Source organism: Hyphomicrobium sp., assembly GCF_020852195.1.
In the GTDB taxonomy this organism is placed as follows: domain Bacteria; phylum Pseudomonadota; class Alphaproteobacteria; order Rhizobiales; family Hyphomicrobiaceae; genus Hyphomicrobium_C.
The window spans coordinates 1-15,153 of record NZ_JADZBI010000092.1; the positions used below are offsets into that span (position 1 = coordinate 1).

General features: G+C 65.4%; 11 protein-coding genes and 2 pseudogenes. 7 read left to right on the top strand and 6 right to left on the bottom strand.

All coding sequences use genetic code 11. The features are described 5' to 3' along the window. From IT540_RS20820 to IT540_RS07210, 6 genes and pseudogenes are all read right to left on the bottom strand, one after another. Positions 1-170: FAD-dependent oxidoreductase (locus IT540_RS20820; RefSeq protein WP_366029439.1), on the bottom strand; the 170-nt coding region annotated here is incomplete at its 3' end. A 198-nt stretch (positions 171-368) separates the two neighbouring features. Then, complete coding sequence (locus IT540_RS07190) at positions 369-1,190, bottom strand: ABC transporter permease (protein WP_291175104.1); 822 nt, start codon at positions 1,188-1,190, stop codon at positions 369-371. Then, entirely contained in the window at positions 1,187-2,065 is an 879-nt protein-coding gene (locus IT540_RS07195; RefSeq protein WP_291175107.1) for an ABC transporter permease subunit, read from the bottom strand. Before IT540_RS07195 ends, IT540_RS07190 begins: the two co-directional genes overlap by 4 nt. A gap of 15 nt (positions 2,066-2,080) precedes the next feature. Continuing rightward, entirely contained in the window at positions 2,081-3,259 is a 1,179-nt protein-coding gene (locus tag IT540_RS07200) for an ABC transporter ATP-binding protein (RefSeq protein ID WP_291175197.1), read from the bottom strand. Positions 3,260-3,379: 120 nt separating this feature from the next. Next, a pseudogene (locus IT540_RS07205) lies at positions 3,380-4,387 on the bottom strand (polyamine ABC transporter substrate-binding protein); the annotation flags it as partial. Between the two features lie 273 nt (positions 4,388-4,660). After that, a complete protein-coding gene (locus IT540_RS07210; RefSeq protein WP_291175110.1) occupies positions 4,661-5,761 on the bottom strand; it encodes a polyamine ABC transporter substrate-binding protein in 1,101 nt (366 codons plus the stop codon). Between the two features lie 179 nt (positions 5,762-5,940). Between IT540_RS07210 and IT540_RS07215 the strand changes: the two genes are divergently transcribed. From IT540_RS07215 to IT540_RS07245, 7 genes and pseudogenes are all read left to right on the top strand, one after another. After that, positions 5,941-6,723 carry a GntR family transcriptional regulator gene (locus IT540_RS07215; protein ID WP_291175114.1) on the top strand — a complete coding sequence of 261 codons (783 nt, stop codon included), beginning with the start codon at positions 5,941-5,943 and terminating at the stop codon, positions 6,721-6,723. A gap of 223 nt (positions 6,724-6,946) precedes the next feature. Then, a pseudogene (locus IT540_RS07220) lies at positions 6,947-8,350 on the top strand (glutamine synthetase family protein). 251 nt (positions 8,351-8,601) lie between these two features. After that, the gene (locus IT540_RS07225) at positions 8,602-9,993 is read left to right on the top strand and encodes an aspartate aminotransferase family protein (protein ID WP_291175117.1); all 1,392 of its coding nucleotides are present in this window, start codon (positions 8,602-8,604) and stop codon (positions 9,991-9,993) included. Then, on the top strand, positions 9,990-10,745 hold the full coding sequence (locus IT540_RS07230) for a gamma-glutamyl-gamma-aminobutyrate hydrolase family protein (protein WP_291175121.1): 756 nt from the start codon (positions 9,990-9,992) through the stop codon (positions 10,743-10,745). The genes IT540_RS07225 and IT540_RS07230 overlap by 4 nt, the downstream gene beginning before the upstream one ends. Further along, on the top strand, positions 10,742-12,094 hold the full coding sequence (locus IT540_RS07235) for a glutamine synthetase family protein (RefSeq protein WP_291175124.1): 1,353 nt from the start codon (positions 10,742-10,744) through the stop codon (positions 12,092-12,094). Before IT540_RS07230 ends, IT540_RS07235 begins: the two co-directional genes overlap by 4 nt. Positions 12,095-12,103: 9 nt before the next feature. Continuing rightward, positions 12,104-13,594: an aldehyde dehydrogenase gene (locus tag IT540_RS07240; RefSeq protein ID WP_291175127.1), complete on the top strand. Its 1,491-nt coding sequence runs from the start codon at positions 12,104-12,106 to the stop codon at positions 13,592-13,594. 11 nt (positions 13,595-13,605) lie between these two features. Continuing rightward, a complete protein-coding gene (locus IT540_RS07245) occupies positions 13,606-15,054 on the top strand; it encodes an NAD-dependent succinate-semialdehyde dehydrogenase (protein ID WP_291175132.1) in 1,449 nt (482 codons plus the stop codon). The last annotated feature ends 99 nt before the right edge of the window (positions 15,055-15,153 follow it).

Genomic DNA, 15,153 nt, shown 5'->3' on the forward strand with positions numbered 1-15,153 from the left:
AGCACCGCCACCTTGTAGCCGCGCTCGGCGAGCGACAGCGCCGTTGCGATGCCAGAGAACCCGCCGCCGACCACGCACACGTCGGCTTTGACCGTGCCCTTGAGCGACGGATAGCGCGTGTCGTCGTTGGCCGTGGCGGCGTAGTAGGAGTTGATGTGTTCGACCGGCATACGGGCTGTTCTAGAGCGCAATTGTTGAGCTTGCAAAGCCCCCTCACCCGCGCGCGGCGCGCGCGACCTCTCCCCACGGGGGAGAGGTGACGTGAGGCACGCTTTCTTTACCTCTCCCCGTCCATGCGAAGCATGGCTCCGCCATGATGGAGAGAGGTCGGCCGCGATTGAAAATCGCGGCCGGGTGAAAAGGCGTCGCTACTTCGCGCCCGCATCGACCGCCTTGAGCTCGCGCTCCTGCCGCTGGCTGGCGCGTTTCGTCGAGTAGGACGCCACCAGCACGCCCAGCGTGACGAGCCCGATCATGATCGTCGACACCGCGTTGATCTCCGGCGTCACGCCGAGCCGCACCTGGCTGTAGATCTTCATCGGCAGCGTCGTGGCGCCGGGTCCCGTGGCGAAGCTGGCGATCACGAGGTCATCGAGCGACAGAGTGAACGCAAGCAGCCAGGCCGAGATGACGGACGGCGCGATAATCGGCAGCGTCACCTGCAGGAACGTCTGCACGGGCGTCGCGCCGAGGTCCATCGCCGCCTCCTCCACCGACTTGTCAAAGTCGTAGAGGCGTGCCTGCACGACCACCGCCGCGAAGCACATCGAGAATGTCGCGTGCGCGATGACCACCGTCCAGAAGCCGCGGTCGAGCCCGATGGCGACGAACAGCAGCAGCATCGAGAGGCCGGTGATCACCTCGGGCATCACCAGCGGGGCGAAGATAAGCCCGGAGAACAGCGTACGCCCCGGGAAGCGCCCCATGCGCACTAGAACGATCGCCGCCAGCGTGCCCAGGATGACGGCCAGCGTCGAGGAGACCACCGCCACCCTGAGCGTCACCCAGGCGGCGTTCAGGATACCCTCGTTCTGCAGCAGCTCGCCGTACCACTTCGTCGACCAGCCGCCCCACACCGTGACCAGCTTCGACTCGTTGAAGCTGTAGATCACGAGCAGCAGGATCGGGATGTAGAGGAACGCGAACCCGAGCGCGATCGACGTGGCGTTGAACCAGGTGAAGCGTTTCATCGCGCGGCCTCCCGCTGCTTTTCCTGATTGCGCTGGAACAGCACGATCGGGACCACGAGCACGAGCAGCAGCACCACGGCGACGGCGGAGGACACCGGCCAGTCGCGGTTGGCGAAGAACTCGCCCCACAGCGTCTTGCCGATCATCAGCGTCTCCGAGCCGCCGAGCAGATCCGGGATCACGAACTCGCCGGTGGCCGGAATGAAGACCAGGAAGCAACCGGCCAGCACGCCCGGCAGCGAGAGCGGGAACGTCACCTGCCAGAACGCCTTCCACGGCGGCGAGCCCAGGTCCGCGGCGGCTTCGAGCAACGCCGGGTTGATCTTCTCGAGACTGGCGTAGAGCGGCAGGATCATGAACGGCAGGTACGAGTAGACGATGCCGATGTAGACCGCGGTCGACGTGTTCATGATGGTGAGCGGCTCGCTGATGACCCCGAGGTTCATCAGGAACATGTTGAGCAGGCCCTCTTTCTTCAGGATGCCGATCCACGCGTAGACGCGGATCAGGAACGAGGTCCAGAACGGCAGGATGACGAGCATGACCAGCGTCGGCTGCCATTCCTTCGGCGCCCGCGCCATGCCGTAGGCAATCGGATAGGCAACCAGCAGCGTGATGAGCGTCGAGATCGCGGCGATCTTGAGCGCCGAGAAGTATGCGTTCACGTAGAGCGAATCCTGCGCGATGAAGGCATAGTTCTCGAAGTCGAGCTGGGACAGGAACCCGCCGATGTCGGTGATGTCGAACGTCGGCGTATAGGGCGGGATCGCCGTCGCGATGTCCGAAAGTGAGATCTTGAACACGATGAAGAACGGAACAAGGAAGAACACCACGAGCCACAGATAGGGCACCGCGATCAGAAGCCACCGGCGCATGCGACCCTCCCTGCCCTAGCGCGTCACAACGATGCCGGTCTCGGGCGGCCACTCGAGCCACACCTTATCCTCCCAGCTTATCGGACGGTCGACGAGGCGCGACGAGTTGGTGCGCAGCGCCTTCACGCGCTGACCGTTCGCAAGCTCCACGTGATAGTGCGAGATCGACCCCAGATAGCCGACATCGACGACCTTGCCAGCCACGGCGTTACTTGCGTCCGTCGGCTTGTCGAAGTCGATGTGGATCTTCTCGGGACGCAGTGCGAGCCACACGGTCTGGTCGCTCGCGCAGCCTTCCGGCGCCACCGCCTTGAAGCGTGCCAGGCCTCCGCCCCAGTCGATCTCCGCGAACCCGTCGGAGACCTTCACGACCTTGCCCTCGAGCAGGTTTACGTCGCCGATGAAGTTCGCCACATAGCGCGAGTTCGGCGCCTCGTAGATGTCGCCGGGCGTCGCAATCTGCACGAATTCGCCGTGGTCCATGACCGCGATGCGCGAGGAGACCGTCATCGCCTCCTCCTGGTCGTGGGTCACGATGATGAAGGTGGTGCCGGTGCGCTCCTGGATGCCCATGAGCTCGAACTGCGCCGTCTGGCGCAGGCGCTTGTCGAGCGCGCCGAGCGGCTCGTCGAGCAGCACGATGCGAGGTTTCTTGGCGATGGCGCGCGCGAGGGCCACGCGCTGCTGCTGACCGCCGGACAACTGGTGCGGCTTGCGCTTGCCGAAGCGGGTGAGCTCCAGCATGCTCATCGCCTCCTCGACGCGCTGGCCGATCTGATCCTTCGGCATCCCCTCCTGCTTGAGCCCAAAGCCGATGTTCTGCTCCACCGTCATGTGCGGAAAGAGCGCATACGACTGGAACATCATGTTGACGGGCCGCTCGTAGGGCGCGAGCTCCGTGATGTCCTGGCCGGCGACCAGGATGCGTCCGCTGGTCGGCTTCTCGAAGCCGGCGAGCATGCGCAAGAGCGTCGTCTTTCCGCAGCCCGAGGGGCCGAGCAGCGCAAAGAACTCGCGCTCGTAGATATCGAGCGTGCAATCCTTGACCGCGACGAAATCGCCGAAGCGCTTCACCACGTTCTCGAAGCGCACGATGGGGCGCTTGGACGGATCCTTCCAGGGTGCGAACCCGGTCAGCGGCGCCGGCGTGCGTGCCGTAGCCCGTCCGGCGCCCGGCGCCGCGCTTGTGCTCATGCTTTGTGCAGGGGCCCCACTCATGACGACGATCCTCGATCTTTGCTCGCAGAGCGCACGGAGCGCCCCGCCCTGAACGAAAACCGCGCCTGGGAGATCCCAGGCGCGGCCTGCTGTCTTCTATTGCCCCGTGACGACCTTGGTCCAGATCCGCGTCACCACGCGTTGAGTTTTGGCATCATAGGGATCCTTGACGAACAGCCGCTTCAAGGTGGCCTCGTCGGGGAAGATGGAGGTGTCCTCCAGGATCTCCTTGTTGATGAACTTCTGGCTCTCGAGGTTGCCGTTGGCGTAGTTCACGTAGTTCGACGCCTTGGCGATCGCCTCCGGCTTCAGGATGTAGTTGAGGAAGGCGTGGGCCTCCTCGACGTGCTTCGCATCCGCCGGAATGGCGAGCTGGTCGAACCACATCTGCGCGCCTTCCTTCGGGATCTTGTAGCCGATCGTCACGCCATTCTTGGCTTCATCGGCGCGATCGCGGGCCTGCAGGATGTCGCCCGAGTACCCGACCGCGATGCAGATATCACCGTTGGCCAGCGCATTGATGAACTCGGAGGAATGGAACTTCTGAATGTTCGGGCGGATCGACTCGAGCAGATCGCCGGCCTTCTGCAGATCACCCGGATCCTTGCTGTTGGGGTCGAGGCCGAGATAGAGCAGCGCGACAGGAATGATGTCGTCGGCGGCGTCGAGAAGGAAGATGCCGCAATCCTTGAACTTGGAGACGATCTCGGGCTTGAAGATCAGATCCCAGGAGTCGACCGGCGCATCCGCCATGCGCTCCTTGATCTTCTCCTCGTTGTAGCCGATGCCCGTCGTACCCCACATGTAGTTGACCGAGTATTCGTTGCCCGGGTCGTAAAGCGCGGTGCGCTCCTGGATCAGCGGCCATGCGTACTTGAGATTCGGAAGCTTCGACTTGTCGAGCTTCTGGAACACGCCGGCCGTGATCTGCCGCGAAAGGAACGGCCCCGTCGGCACCACCACGTCGTAGCCGCTGCCGCCCGCGAGCAGTTTCGTTTCCAGGAGCTCGTTGCTGTCGAACACGTCGTAGATCGGCTTGATACCGGTCTCCTGCTCGAACTCCTTGAGCACATCCTCGTCGATGTAGTCTGACCAGTTGTAGATCCGGACTTCCTTGGCCGAAGCCACGCCGGCGACGAAAAGCATCGTCAGCGCAATCGAGCCCGCGATCGACGCGCGGACGCTACAGAGTTTTATCATTCGAGTATCTCCCACGGGAGCCTGTGAATCGGAGGGTCAAAGCCGCGCAGCCCGTTTCCAGCCGCCGGCCTGTTGCTATTGTGATCACATTATTCGCACCTCACAAGTCCTTCCTTTCATTTGAGGCTTGAAGAAGAAACGCGCCCGGAGGGTTCCGAGCGCGTCTGTCTGGAGCGTCTATTGTCCGGTCACCACCCTCGTCCAGGCGCGCGTCACGATGCGTTGCTCCGCCCCCTCGTAAGCGTCGTTCACGAAGAGCCGCTTCAACGTCTCGTCATCCGGATAGATCGACTTGTCGCCCTTCACCTGCTCGTCGACGAACTCCTGCGACGCGAGGTTCCCGTTGGCGTAGTTCGCGTAGTTCGATGCCTTCGCGATCACTTCCGGCTTCATCAGGTAGTTGAGGAAAACGTGTGCCTCCTCGACATGCTTGGCGTCCGCCGGAATGGCCATCTGATCGAACCACATCTGCGCGCCTTCCTTGGGCAGCGAGTAGATCACCGTCACGTTGTTTTCGCTCTCCGCCGCACGGTCGCGGGCTTGCAGGATGTCGCCCGAGTAGCCGACCGCGATGCAGATGTCGCCGTTGGCGAGCGCGTTGATGTACTCCGACGAATGGAATTTCTGGATGTACGGCCTCACCTTCGCGAGCAGATCCGCGGCCTTCTGGATATCCTCGGCCTTGCCGCTGTTGGGATCGAGGCCGAGATAGTTGAGGGCCGCGGGAAACACGTCGTCCGCGGCATCGAGGACATGCACGCCGCAGTCCTTGAACTTCGAGATCACGTCCGGATCGAAAACGAGCGCCCAGGAATCGACGGGCGCATCCGCCATCCGCTCCTTGATCTTGGCTTCGTTGTAGCCGATCCCCGTCGTCCCCCACATGTAGTTGATCGAATAATCGTTGCCGGGATCGTGCTTCGCCGTGCGTTCCATGATCAGCGGCCACATGTGCTGGAGGTTCGGAAGCTTGGACTTGTCGAGCTTCTGAAACACATTGGCCTTGACCTGCCGGCCGAGGAACGGCGCCGACGGCACCACGACGTCGTAGCCGCTGCCGCCGGCGAGCAGCTTGGTCTCCAGTATCTCGTTGCTGTCGAATACGTCGTAGACCAGCTTGATGCCGGTCTCTTTCTCGAACTCTTTCAGGATCTCGTCGTCGATATAGTCGGACCAATTGTAGATCCGAACCTCTTTGGCGGTCGCGGCTCCGGCGGCGAGCAAAGCCAGGACGCAGCAACCCGCAATCGACACACGCACACTAGCAAGTTTGATCATTCGGCTTCTCCTCCACGGAGCTCCCCGAGCAGCCGGCGGCCGACCACGCGGAATTTTCACCGATCCCCAACCTGACCTTTCCATTGTGATCACATTATTCGCGCGCTACAAGTCTTTCCTTGAGAGTAATCCTCCGGATCGCCACGGAGGCCGGAGCTTCCATCAAGCGGATTTGTGCAATGCGCAAAGATAGGGCAGACGAGCGCGCCGCGGCGCTGAGGCTGATGCACCGTCGCAGCAAGGCAGCGGAGGCCAAGCCGGCACGCACGCGCGCAGGCGCCACGCCGCGCCTGCGGACCCCGGAAGCGCGGAGCGAAATCGCCGTCACCACACACGAAAGCGTCTATCGCGGGCTTCGCAATCGCATCCTCTTCGGCGGCTTTCTACCCGGCAGCGCGGTGACGCTGCGCGGCCTCGCCGAGGATATGGGCGTGAGCCCCATGCCCATTCGTGAGGCAGTGCGCCGCCTCATTGCCGAGCGCGCGCTGAAGATGCAGGACAATCGCCGCGTCCTTGTGCCACCCATGACACAGGAGACGTTCGAGCAGATTGTTTTTGCGCGCAAAACCCTGGAGCCCGAGCTTGCCGTCCGCGCCATGGACCGCATCGGGCCCGCCGAGATCCGCCGCATCGTCGCGCACGACAAGGCCGTCGACCGTGCCATGGCCATGAGCGACGTGCACGGCTACATGGAGAGCAATTTCCGCTTCCATTTCGCCATCTACGAGCACGCCGGCGCCGATACGCTGCTGGCTCTCGTCGAGAGCATCTGGCTTCAGTTCGGACCGTTCATGCGCATGGCATACAATCGCTGGGGCACGTCCGATCTGGAGGACCAGCATCAGGCCGCCATCGCGGCGCTGCAGCGCAGGGACCGCAAGGCGCTGCGCGCCGCCATCGCCGCCGACGTGAGCCAGGGAATGAGCTTCATCGGGGAAACCGTTCTCAGACGCTCCTCGTGAGAACTCCCAGGAAATTGAACGCCGACGGAGGCCGTTGCGGTTAATATCGGGCGCTTGAGTTTCGGCCCAATTTGTGATCACATTATCACTGAACGACACGCTGGGAACGCTGGCGGCGCGACCCCGCTGCCGGTGCCCCCCGCGCCACAGGGCGGCAGCGTGCGCCACGGCCCCCATAAAATCAAGCCGCCGCAGCAACCAGCCTGCTAGAGCAAGGTGGATCATGTCAGCCGACACGGGAGCGATGGCCAATCTCACGGGCGAAGCGTTCGGCGCCGGCACGGCGCCCGAGCACCTGCGCGCCTGGCTCCAGCACCATCGCATCGAGGAGGTCGATTGCGCCGTCCCCGACATCGCCGGTGTCGCGCGCGGCAAGACCATGCCGGCCGAGAAGTTCGTCAAGCTCGACGCGGTGCATCTGCCGATCTCGATCTTCCATCAGACCATCACCGGCGACTACGTCGGCTTCGAGGAGGACGGACAGGCGCTCTATGCCGAGAGCGACCTCATGATGGTGCCCGATCTCACGACCATCCGTCCGGCACCCTGGGCGTCGAGCCCGACGGCGCAGGTCATCCACGACGCCACGTGGCAGAACGGCGAGCCGGTGGAGATCGCGCCGCGCTCCGTCCTGAAGCGCGTGCTTGAGCTTTACAGCAAGGAAGGTTGGCTCCCGGTCGTGGCCCCGGAGCTCGAGTTCTACCTGACCAAGACCAACCCCGACCCCGACTAGCCGCTCGAGCCGCCGACGGGCCGCTCGGGGCGCGCCGGCGCCGGCCGGCAGGCCTACAGCCTCGGCGCCGTCGACGAGTACGACAAGATCGTCGACGATATCTACGACTATGCCGAGCGTCAGTACCTGAAGATCGACACCATCATCCAGGAAGGGGGCGCCGCCCAGCTCGAGATCAACCTCCTGCACGGCAACCCCGTCGACCTCGCCGACCAGGTGTTCCTGTTCAAGCGCACCATCCGCGAGGCCGCGTTCACGCACAATTGCTACGCGACATTCATGGCCAAGCCGCTCGCCAACGAGCCGGGCAGCGCCATGCACATTCACCAGAGCGTGGTCGATGCGAAAACGGGCCGCAACATCTTCACCGACGAGGGCGGCGGCCCGAGCAAGCTCTTCTTCCAGTTCCTCGCCGGCCAGCAGCGCTTCCTGCCGCCGGCGACCTGCCTGTTCGCCCCGTACGTCAACTCCTACCGCCGCCTCGTGCCGGGCGGCGCCGCACCGATCAACGTCGAGTGGGGCCACGACAACCGCTCAGCTGGCCTGCGCGTGCCGTTCTCGCCCGCCGCCGCGCGGCGCATCGAGAACCGTCTCGCGGGCTCGGATGCCAATCCCTATCTCGCCATCGCGGCGAGCCTCGCCTGCGGCTATCTCGGCATCAAGATGGGGCTCGAGCCGCGCGAGGCCGTGGTCGGCAACGCCTACCGCAACGATCACCAGCTTCCGCGCGGCCTTCTCGAGTCCCTGACCGACTTCGAGGAGAGCGCCGACCTCCACGAGATCCTCGGCAAGCGCTTCTGCCACGTTTATCTCGAGCTCAAGCGATCGGAGTTCGAGGAGTTCATGCGCGTGATCAGCCCCTGGGAGCGCGAGCATCTTCTGCTCAGCGTCTGAGGCGCCTCCGCGACAGAGACTGCGATCCGGGATTTTTTGGGAAGAATGAGCGTGATACTGACCGGCCAGCTAGCGAAGACGCGCAAGACCGAGCTCCTCGAGCTCTGCGCGCGCATCGGATTCACGCCCCCGGCCCCGGTCTGAGACCGCGCGATCGTCGCGCCCGGACCAAGCGCTGGCGGAAGGCGTCCGCTTTCCGACAGGAGGAACGGAGAGGCCCGCGAGCTCCCCGCTCACACTGGAGAGATCCCATGTCGAACATCAAACTGAAGAACAGCACCACCGAGTGGCGGGACCTCGACGCCCTGCACCATCTGCATCCCTTCACCGACCACAAGTCGCTGCGCACGGGCGGCGCGCGCGTGATCGTGAAGGGCGACGGCCCCTACATCTGGGACAGCGAGGGCCACCGCATCCTGGACGGCATGGCCGGGCTCTGGACGACCAACATCGGTTACGGCCGCAGCGAGCTGGCCGACGCGGCGCGCGACCAGATGATGGAGCTGCCGTTCTACAACACCTTCTTCCGCACCACGCACCCGCCGGTCATCGCGCTGTCGAAGAAGCTCGCCGAGATCACGCCGCCGCACATCAACCAGGTGTTCTACGGCTCGTCCGGCTCGGAATCGAACGACACCGCCATCCGCCTGATCCGCCACTATTGGACGCTCAAGGGCGAGCCCAAGCGCAGGATCATCATCTCGCGCAAGAACGCCTATCACGGCTCGACCATCGCCGCGGGCTCCATGGGCGGCATGGGCCACGTGCACAAGCACAGCTACCCCGTCTACGAGGGCTTCCGCCACGTCATGGATCCCTGCTGGTTCGATGAGGGGCGCGACGGCGAGAGCCTCGAGACCTTCGCCCTGCGCGCCGCCAAGGCGCTCGAGGACGAGATCCTGACCGTCGGGCCTGAGAATGTCGCGGCCTTCGCGGGCGAGCCCGTGCAGGGCGCAGGCGGCGTGAAGATCGCCCCCGACTCCTATTGGAAGGAGGTCCAGCGCATCGTCGACAAGTACGGCATCCTGTTCCTGGCCGACGAGGTCATCACCGGCTTCGGCCGCCTCGGCGCCTGGTTCGCGTCGGACTACTACGGCATCAAACCCAACATCATCACCTTCGCCAAGGCCGTGACGTCGGGCTACCTACCGCTCTCGGGCATCCTGGTCGATGACAAGATCGTCGAGGCGCTGATGGGCCACGACGACGACTTCAATCACGGCTACACCTTCTCCGGCCACCCCGTGGCCTGCGCCGTGGCCCTGAAGAACATCGAGATCATGGAACGCGAGAAGCTGGTGACGCGCGTCGCCGAGTACGGCGCGCCGGCTCTCTCCAAACTGCTGGCCAAGTTCAAGGACCATCCGCTGGTCGGCGAGGTGCGCTCCGTCGGCATGATGGGCGCCATCGAGCTCGTGGCCGACAAGCGCACGCGCCGCCGCTTCGACAACCCCGGCCGGGTGGGCCTCATCTGCCGCGACCACTTCTTCCGCGAAGGCTTCATCATGCGCGCCGTATTCGACACCATGGTCTGCGCCCCTCCGCTCATCTGGGGCGACGAGCAGTTCGCCGAGGCCGAGCGCGTCATCGGCAAGGCCCTCGACCTCACGCTCGCCGACGTCGCCGGAGAGATCGCCGCATGAGCCGCCCCGTCGTCATCATCCCCTGCGACACCAAGGTGATCGAAGGCATGACCTTCGATGCCGTCGGCCGCAAGTACTCCGCGGCCGTGGCCGAGGTGGCTGACTGCCAGCCCCTGCTCGCGCCTCTGGGTCCGAGCATGCTGGACATGGGCGCGCTGCTTGAGATCGCCGACGGCATCCTGCTGTCCGGCAGCCTCTCGAACGTGCATCCGAGCCTCTACGGCCTCGACGAGCCGCCGCTCAACGACAAGGCACTCGATCACGAGCGCGATAGCCTGACGCTGCCGCTCGTGCGCGAGGCCCTGCACCGCAAGCTGCCGCTGTTCGCCATCTGCCGCGGCTTCCAGGAGCTGAACGTTGCCCTCGGCGGCACCCTCGACCAGGCGGTCCACGCCGTGGACGGGCGCCACGATCACCGCGAGCCTTCGGACGTTCCCATCGAGGACCGCTTCGGGCCCGCGCACCCTGTAAAGCTCTCCGGAACACTGAAGAGCTGGATCGGCCAGGACGAGATCATCGTCAACTCGCTGCATTGGCAGGGCATCCAGCGCCTGGCGCCCCCGCTCACGGCCGAGGCCCACGCCAAGGACGGGCTGATCGAGGCCGTGCGCGGCCCTTCGGAACATCCCTTCCTGTTCGGCGTGCAATGGCACCCCGAGTGGCAGGCCAAGAACAACAAGGCATCCATCGAGATCTTCCGTCGCTTCGGCGACGCGGTCCGCAAACTGAGCTCGAGCGGTCTCGCAGCATGACCAACACCCCCATCACGGTCGACGAGGCCAAGGACTTCCTGGCCGCCAACCCGACGGTCGAATGGATCGACATCTTCACGTTCGATCTGAACGGCATCGCGCGCGGCAAGCGCTTCCGCCGCGACGACCTCCTCGATCTCGCCAAGGGCGGGCTGATGATGCCGGCCTCCGCCTTCATCATCGACCCGCGCGGCAACTCCATCGGCGAGACCGGCCGTCTGTGGGAGACGGGAGATCCGGACGTTCCCGCGCGCATCCTGTCCGGCACCCTCGCGCCGGTTCTGGTCAACGGCGCCACACACGCCCAGGCCGTCATGAACCTCGAGACCGAGGGCGACATGGACGGCCGCGCCGTGCTCGCGGGCCAGATCGCGCGCTTGAAGAAGCAGGGGCTGACGCCCGTCGTCGCCGTCGAGCTCGAGTTCTACGTCACGCTGCCCGGCAAGGACGGCGCCTTCACGCTCGAGCCACCGCCCGGCATGACAACCGATCCCGATGCCGCGGGCACCTACGAGTTCGCGGACATGGACGCGCTGCAGCCCTTCATCGACGACATCTACCGCATCGCCACGGCGCAGGGCCTGCCCGTCGATGCCGTGATGCAAGAGAGCGGGCCGGCGCAGTTCGAGATCAACCTCAAGCACAAGGACGACGCCGTTGCCGCGGCCCTCGACGGCCTGCTCCTGAAGCGTGCCGTCAAGGCCGCCGCGCGCGAGCACAAGCTCAACGCCACCTTCATGGCCAAGCCCCACCACGACTGGTGCGGCTCGGGCATGCACGTGCACCTGAGCCTCGTCGACAAGACCGGCGCCAACGCCTTCGCGGGCAAGCCCATCTCCCCGATCTTCCGCCATGCCATCGGCGGTCTTTCGGAGACCATGGCAGACTTCATGGCCATCTGGGCTCAGTACGCGAACTCCTATCGCCGCTACGTGCCGAAGTCCTACGTCGCCATGACGCCGCAGTGGGGCTTCAACAACCGCACCGTGGCGCTGCGCATCCCCGCAGGCAACGGCGCCGCGACGCGCATCGAGCATCGGGTTGCCGGCGCCGACGCCAACCCCTATCTCGTGGTGGCGGCCGTCCTCGCCGGCATCGCCCACGGGCTCAAGACCAAGGCCGATCCCGGCGCACACGCCGAGGGCGACGCCGAGGAGATCGACGCGCCGAGCACGTTGCCGACGGCGTGGGTCAACGCCCTCGAGGTCTTCGAGCGCTCGACGGTGGTGCGCGAGGCCTTCGGCACCGGCTTCCACGACGTCTACACGCGCTTGAAGCAGACCGAGCGCGCGAACTTCGAACGCATCGTCACCTCGCTCGACCACCTCTGGTACGCGCTCGTTGCATGAGGCCCTGACATGACCTCGCTTGCACACTTCGAGAAGGTCGCCGGCGCGCTCGCGCTGCCCGGCAAGGCCGTCATCGACGGAGAGAAGCTCTCCGCCGTGAGCGGCGTCACCTTCGACAACGTCTCGCCGCGCGACGGCCGCGTGCTGAACCAAGTCGCCGCCTGCACCGCCGCCGACGTCGACATCGCGGTGGCCTCCGCGCGCGCCGCCTTCGCCGACGGCCGCTGGCGGAAGCTCTCCTACAAGGACAAGAAGCGCATCCTGTTCGCGCTCGCCGACCTCATGGAGCGCGAGACGGAAAATCTTGCCGTTCTGGAGAGCCTCGACGTCGGCAAGCCGATCGCTAACGCGCTCTCGGGCGACGTGCCGCAGGCCATCCGCACGCTGCGCTACTACGCGGAGGCCCTCGACAAGATCTACGGCGAGGTCGGCCCCGAGACGCAGGACCGTTTTTCCTTCGTCGTGCACGAGCCGCTGGGCGTGATCGGCGCCATCGTGCCGTGGAACTTCCCCCTCCACATGGCCATGTGGAAGGTCGCCCCCGCCCTCGCCATGGGCAACTCTGTGGTGCTAAAGCCGGCCGAGCAGTCGCCGATGACCGCGCTCAGGCTCGGCGACCTGGCGCTGGAGGCGGGCTTGCCGCCGGGCGTCTTGAACGTCGTCCCCGGCTTGGGCGGCGACGCCGGCAAGGCCATCGCGCTCCACAACGACGTCGACATGATCGCCTTCACCGGCTCCGGCGCCGTCGGCCGCCTGCTGATGAAGTATTCCGGCGAGAGCAACCTGAAACGTGTCAGCCTGGAGCTGGGCGGCAAGTCTCCGCACATCGTCTTCGCCGACTGCCCGGATCTAGACAAAGCCGCCGAGCACGCCGCCTGGGGCATCTTCTACAATCAGGGCGAGGTCTGCACGGCGGCCTCTCGCCTGCTCGTGCACGAAAGCATCGCCGACGCCTTCCTCGACAAGCTCCTGCGCGTCGCCGAACCGATCGCAGCCGGCGATCCGCTAGAGCCCTCAACAGTGTTCGGCGCCATGGTCTCCGTCGAGCAGATGCAGACCGCGCTGCGCTACATCGAGACGGCGAAGCAGGAAGGCGGTGTCCTCCGCCTCGGCGGCAACCGCACGCGCATGGAGACGGGCGGCTACTATGTCGAGCCGACCGTGTTCGACGGTGTCGCTCCGCAGGCAACGCTCTCGCGCGAGGAAGTGTTCGGTCCCGTGTTGGCCGTCACGCGCTTCACCGATACCGAGGACGCGCTCCGCCTCGCCAACGACACGCCATACGGCCTCGCCGCCGGCCTCTGGACGCGCGACGTTTCCCTCGCCCACAAGGCCGCACGCGAGATCAAGGCTGGCCTGGTCTGGGTCAACGGATGGGATAGCTGCGACATCACCATGCCGTTCGGCGGCTTCAAGCAGTCCGGCTTCGGCCGCGACCGCTCGCTGCACGCGCTCCACAAGTATGCCGACCTGAAATCGGTCTCCATCACGCTTCTCTGACGGAGGTTGCCATGAACGTCTCGCCTCCCCGCTATCCGACCGCCGCCCTGATCGGCGGCGAATGGATCACGTCCAAGGACACGTTTCCGGTTCTCGACCCGGCCACCGGCGCCGAGATCGCGCGTGTGCCGAACCTCGGCGCCGCAGAGACCACGCGCGCCATCGACGCGGCTGCGGCGGCGCTCCCCGCATGGTCGAAGAAGACCGCGAAAGAGCGCGCGCAGATCCTGAAGCGCTGGTTCGACCTCGTCACCGCCGATGCCGAGCCCTTGGCGCAGCTCATGACCGCCGAGCAGGGGAAGCCGCTGACGGAATCGCGCGGTGAGGTCGCCTATGGCGCCTCGTTCATCGAATGGTTCGCCGAGGAAGGAAAGCGCGCCTACGGCCGCACGATCCCGACCACCATGGCCGGCAAGCGCTTCATCACCATCAAGCAGCCGATCGGCGTCGTCGCCGCCATCGCGCCGTGGAACTTCCCCATCGCCATGATCACGCGCAAGATCGCCCCGGCCCTCGCCGCCGGCTGCACGGCCGTCGTGAAGCCGGCGGAGGACACGCCGCTCTGCGCGCTCGCCGTCGCCAAGCTCGCCCTCGATGCCGGCGTGCCACCCGGCGTCTTCAACGTCGTGACCACGAACGAGGCCGCAGCCGTAGGCAAGGTGCTCTGCGAGGATCCGCGCGTGCGCAAGCTCTCGTTCACGGGCTCGACGGAGGTCGGCAAGATCCTCTACCGGCAATGCGCCGGCACCGTGAAGAAGCTGACGCTCGAGCTCGGCGGCAACGCGCCCCTGCTCGTCTTCGACGATGCGGATCTGAGCCAGGCCGTCGCCGGCGCCATGGCCTCCAAGTACCGCAACGCGGGCCAGACCTGCGTCTGCGCCAACCGCATCCTCGTGCAGGCCGGCATCTACGACCGTTTTGCCGAAGCGCTGGCAGCCGAGGTCAAGAAGCTCAAAGTCGGCCCGGGCCGCGAAGCCGGCACCGTCATCGGCCCGCTGATCAACGCGGATGCGATCAAGAAGGTCGAGAGCCTCGTCGGCGACGCGACGGCCAAGGGCGCCAAGGTCATTGTCGGCGGCGCACCGGCCGACTCGGGGGCGCTGTTCTACCAGCCTTCCGTGCTGACCGGCGTAACCCCCGACATGACCATCGTGCACGAGGAGATCTTCGGCCCCGTCGCGGCGCTGATCCGCTTCGAGACCGAGGACGAGGCCGTGAAGATCGCCAACGACACGCCCTTTGGCCTCGCCGCGTATCTCTTCAGCCGCGACATCGCCCGCGCCTGGCGCGTGGCGGAAGCGCTCGATGCCGGCATGGTCGGCGTCAACGAGGGCATCTTCTCGAACGAAACGGTTCCCTTCGGCGGCGTAAAGGAGAGCGGCCTCGGCCGCGAGGGCGCCGCCGAAGGCCTCGACGAATACCTCGAAACCAAATTCATCTGCCTCGGAGGGATCGCCTAGGCGATCGTTTCATGGGTCCATCTCACCCTATAGCGGCGCCGCCCTACCACGACGTGCGAGAGAGGCGCGGCGACAGCCTCCTTTCTCCCGTCATCCCGG

Bases quoted from the DNA above. Each gene is read 5' to 3' on its own strand.
- IT540_RS07235 (WP_291175124.1), top strand. From the start codon at position 10,742: ATGACCAACACCCCCATCACGGTCGACGAGGCCAAGGACTTCCTGGCC.
- IT540_RS07215 (WP_291175114.1), top strand. From the start codon at position 5,941: ATGCGCAAAGATAGGGCAGACGAGCGCGCCGCGGCGCTGAGGCTGATG.
- IT540_RS07200 (WP_291175197.1), bottom strand. From the start codon at position 3,259: ATGAGCACAAGCGCGGCGCCGGGCGCCGGACGGGCTACGGCACGCACG.
- IT540_RS07245 (WP_291175132.1), top strand. From the start codon at position 13,606: ATGAACGTCTCGCCTCCCCGCTATCCGACCGCCGCCCTGATCGGCGGC.
- IT540_RS07225 (WP_291175117.1), top strand. From the start codon at position 8,602: ATGTCGAACATCAAACTGAAGAACAGCACCACCGAGTGGCGGGACCTC.
- IT540_RS07210 (WP_291175110.1), bottom strand. From the start codon at position 5,761: ATGATCAAACTTGCTAGTGTGCGTGTGTCGATTGCGGGTTGCTGCGTC.
- IT540_RS07190 (WP_291175104.1), bottom strand. From the start codon at position 1,190: ATGAAACGCTTCACCTGGTTCAACGCCACGTCGATCGCGCTCGGGTTC.
- IT540_RS07240 (WP_291175127.1), top strand. From the start codon at position 12,104: ATGACCTCGCTTGCACACTTCGAGAAGGTCGCCGGCGCGCTCGCGCTG.
- IT540_RS07195 (WP_291175107.1), bottom strand. From the start codon at position 2,065: ATGCGCCGGTGGCTTCTGATCGCGGTGCCCTATCTGTGGCTCGTGGTG.
- IT540_RS07230 (WP_291175121.1), top strand. From the start codon at position 9,990: ATGAGCCGCCCCGTCGTCATCATCCCCTGCGACACCAAGGTGATCGAA.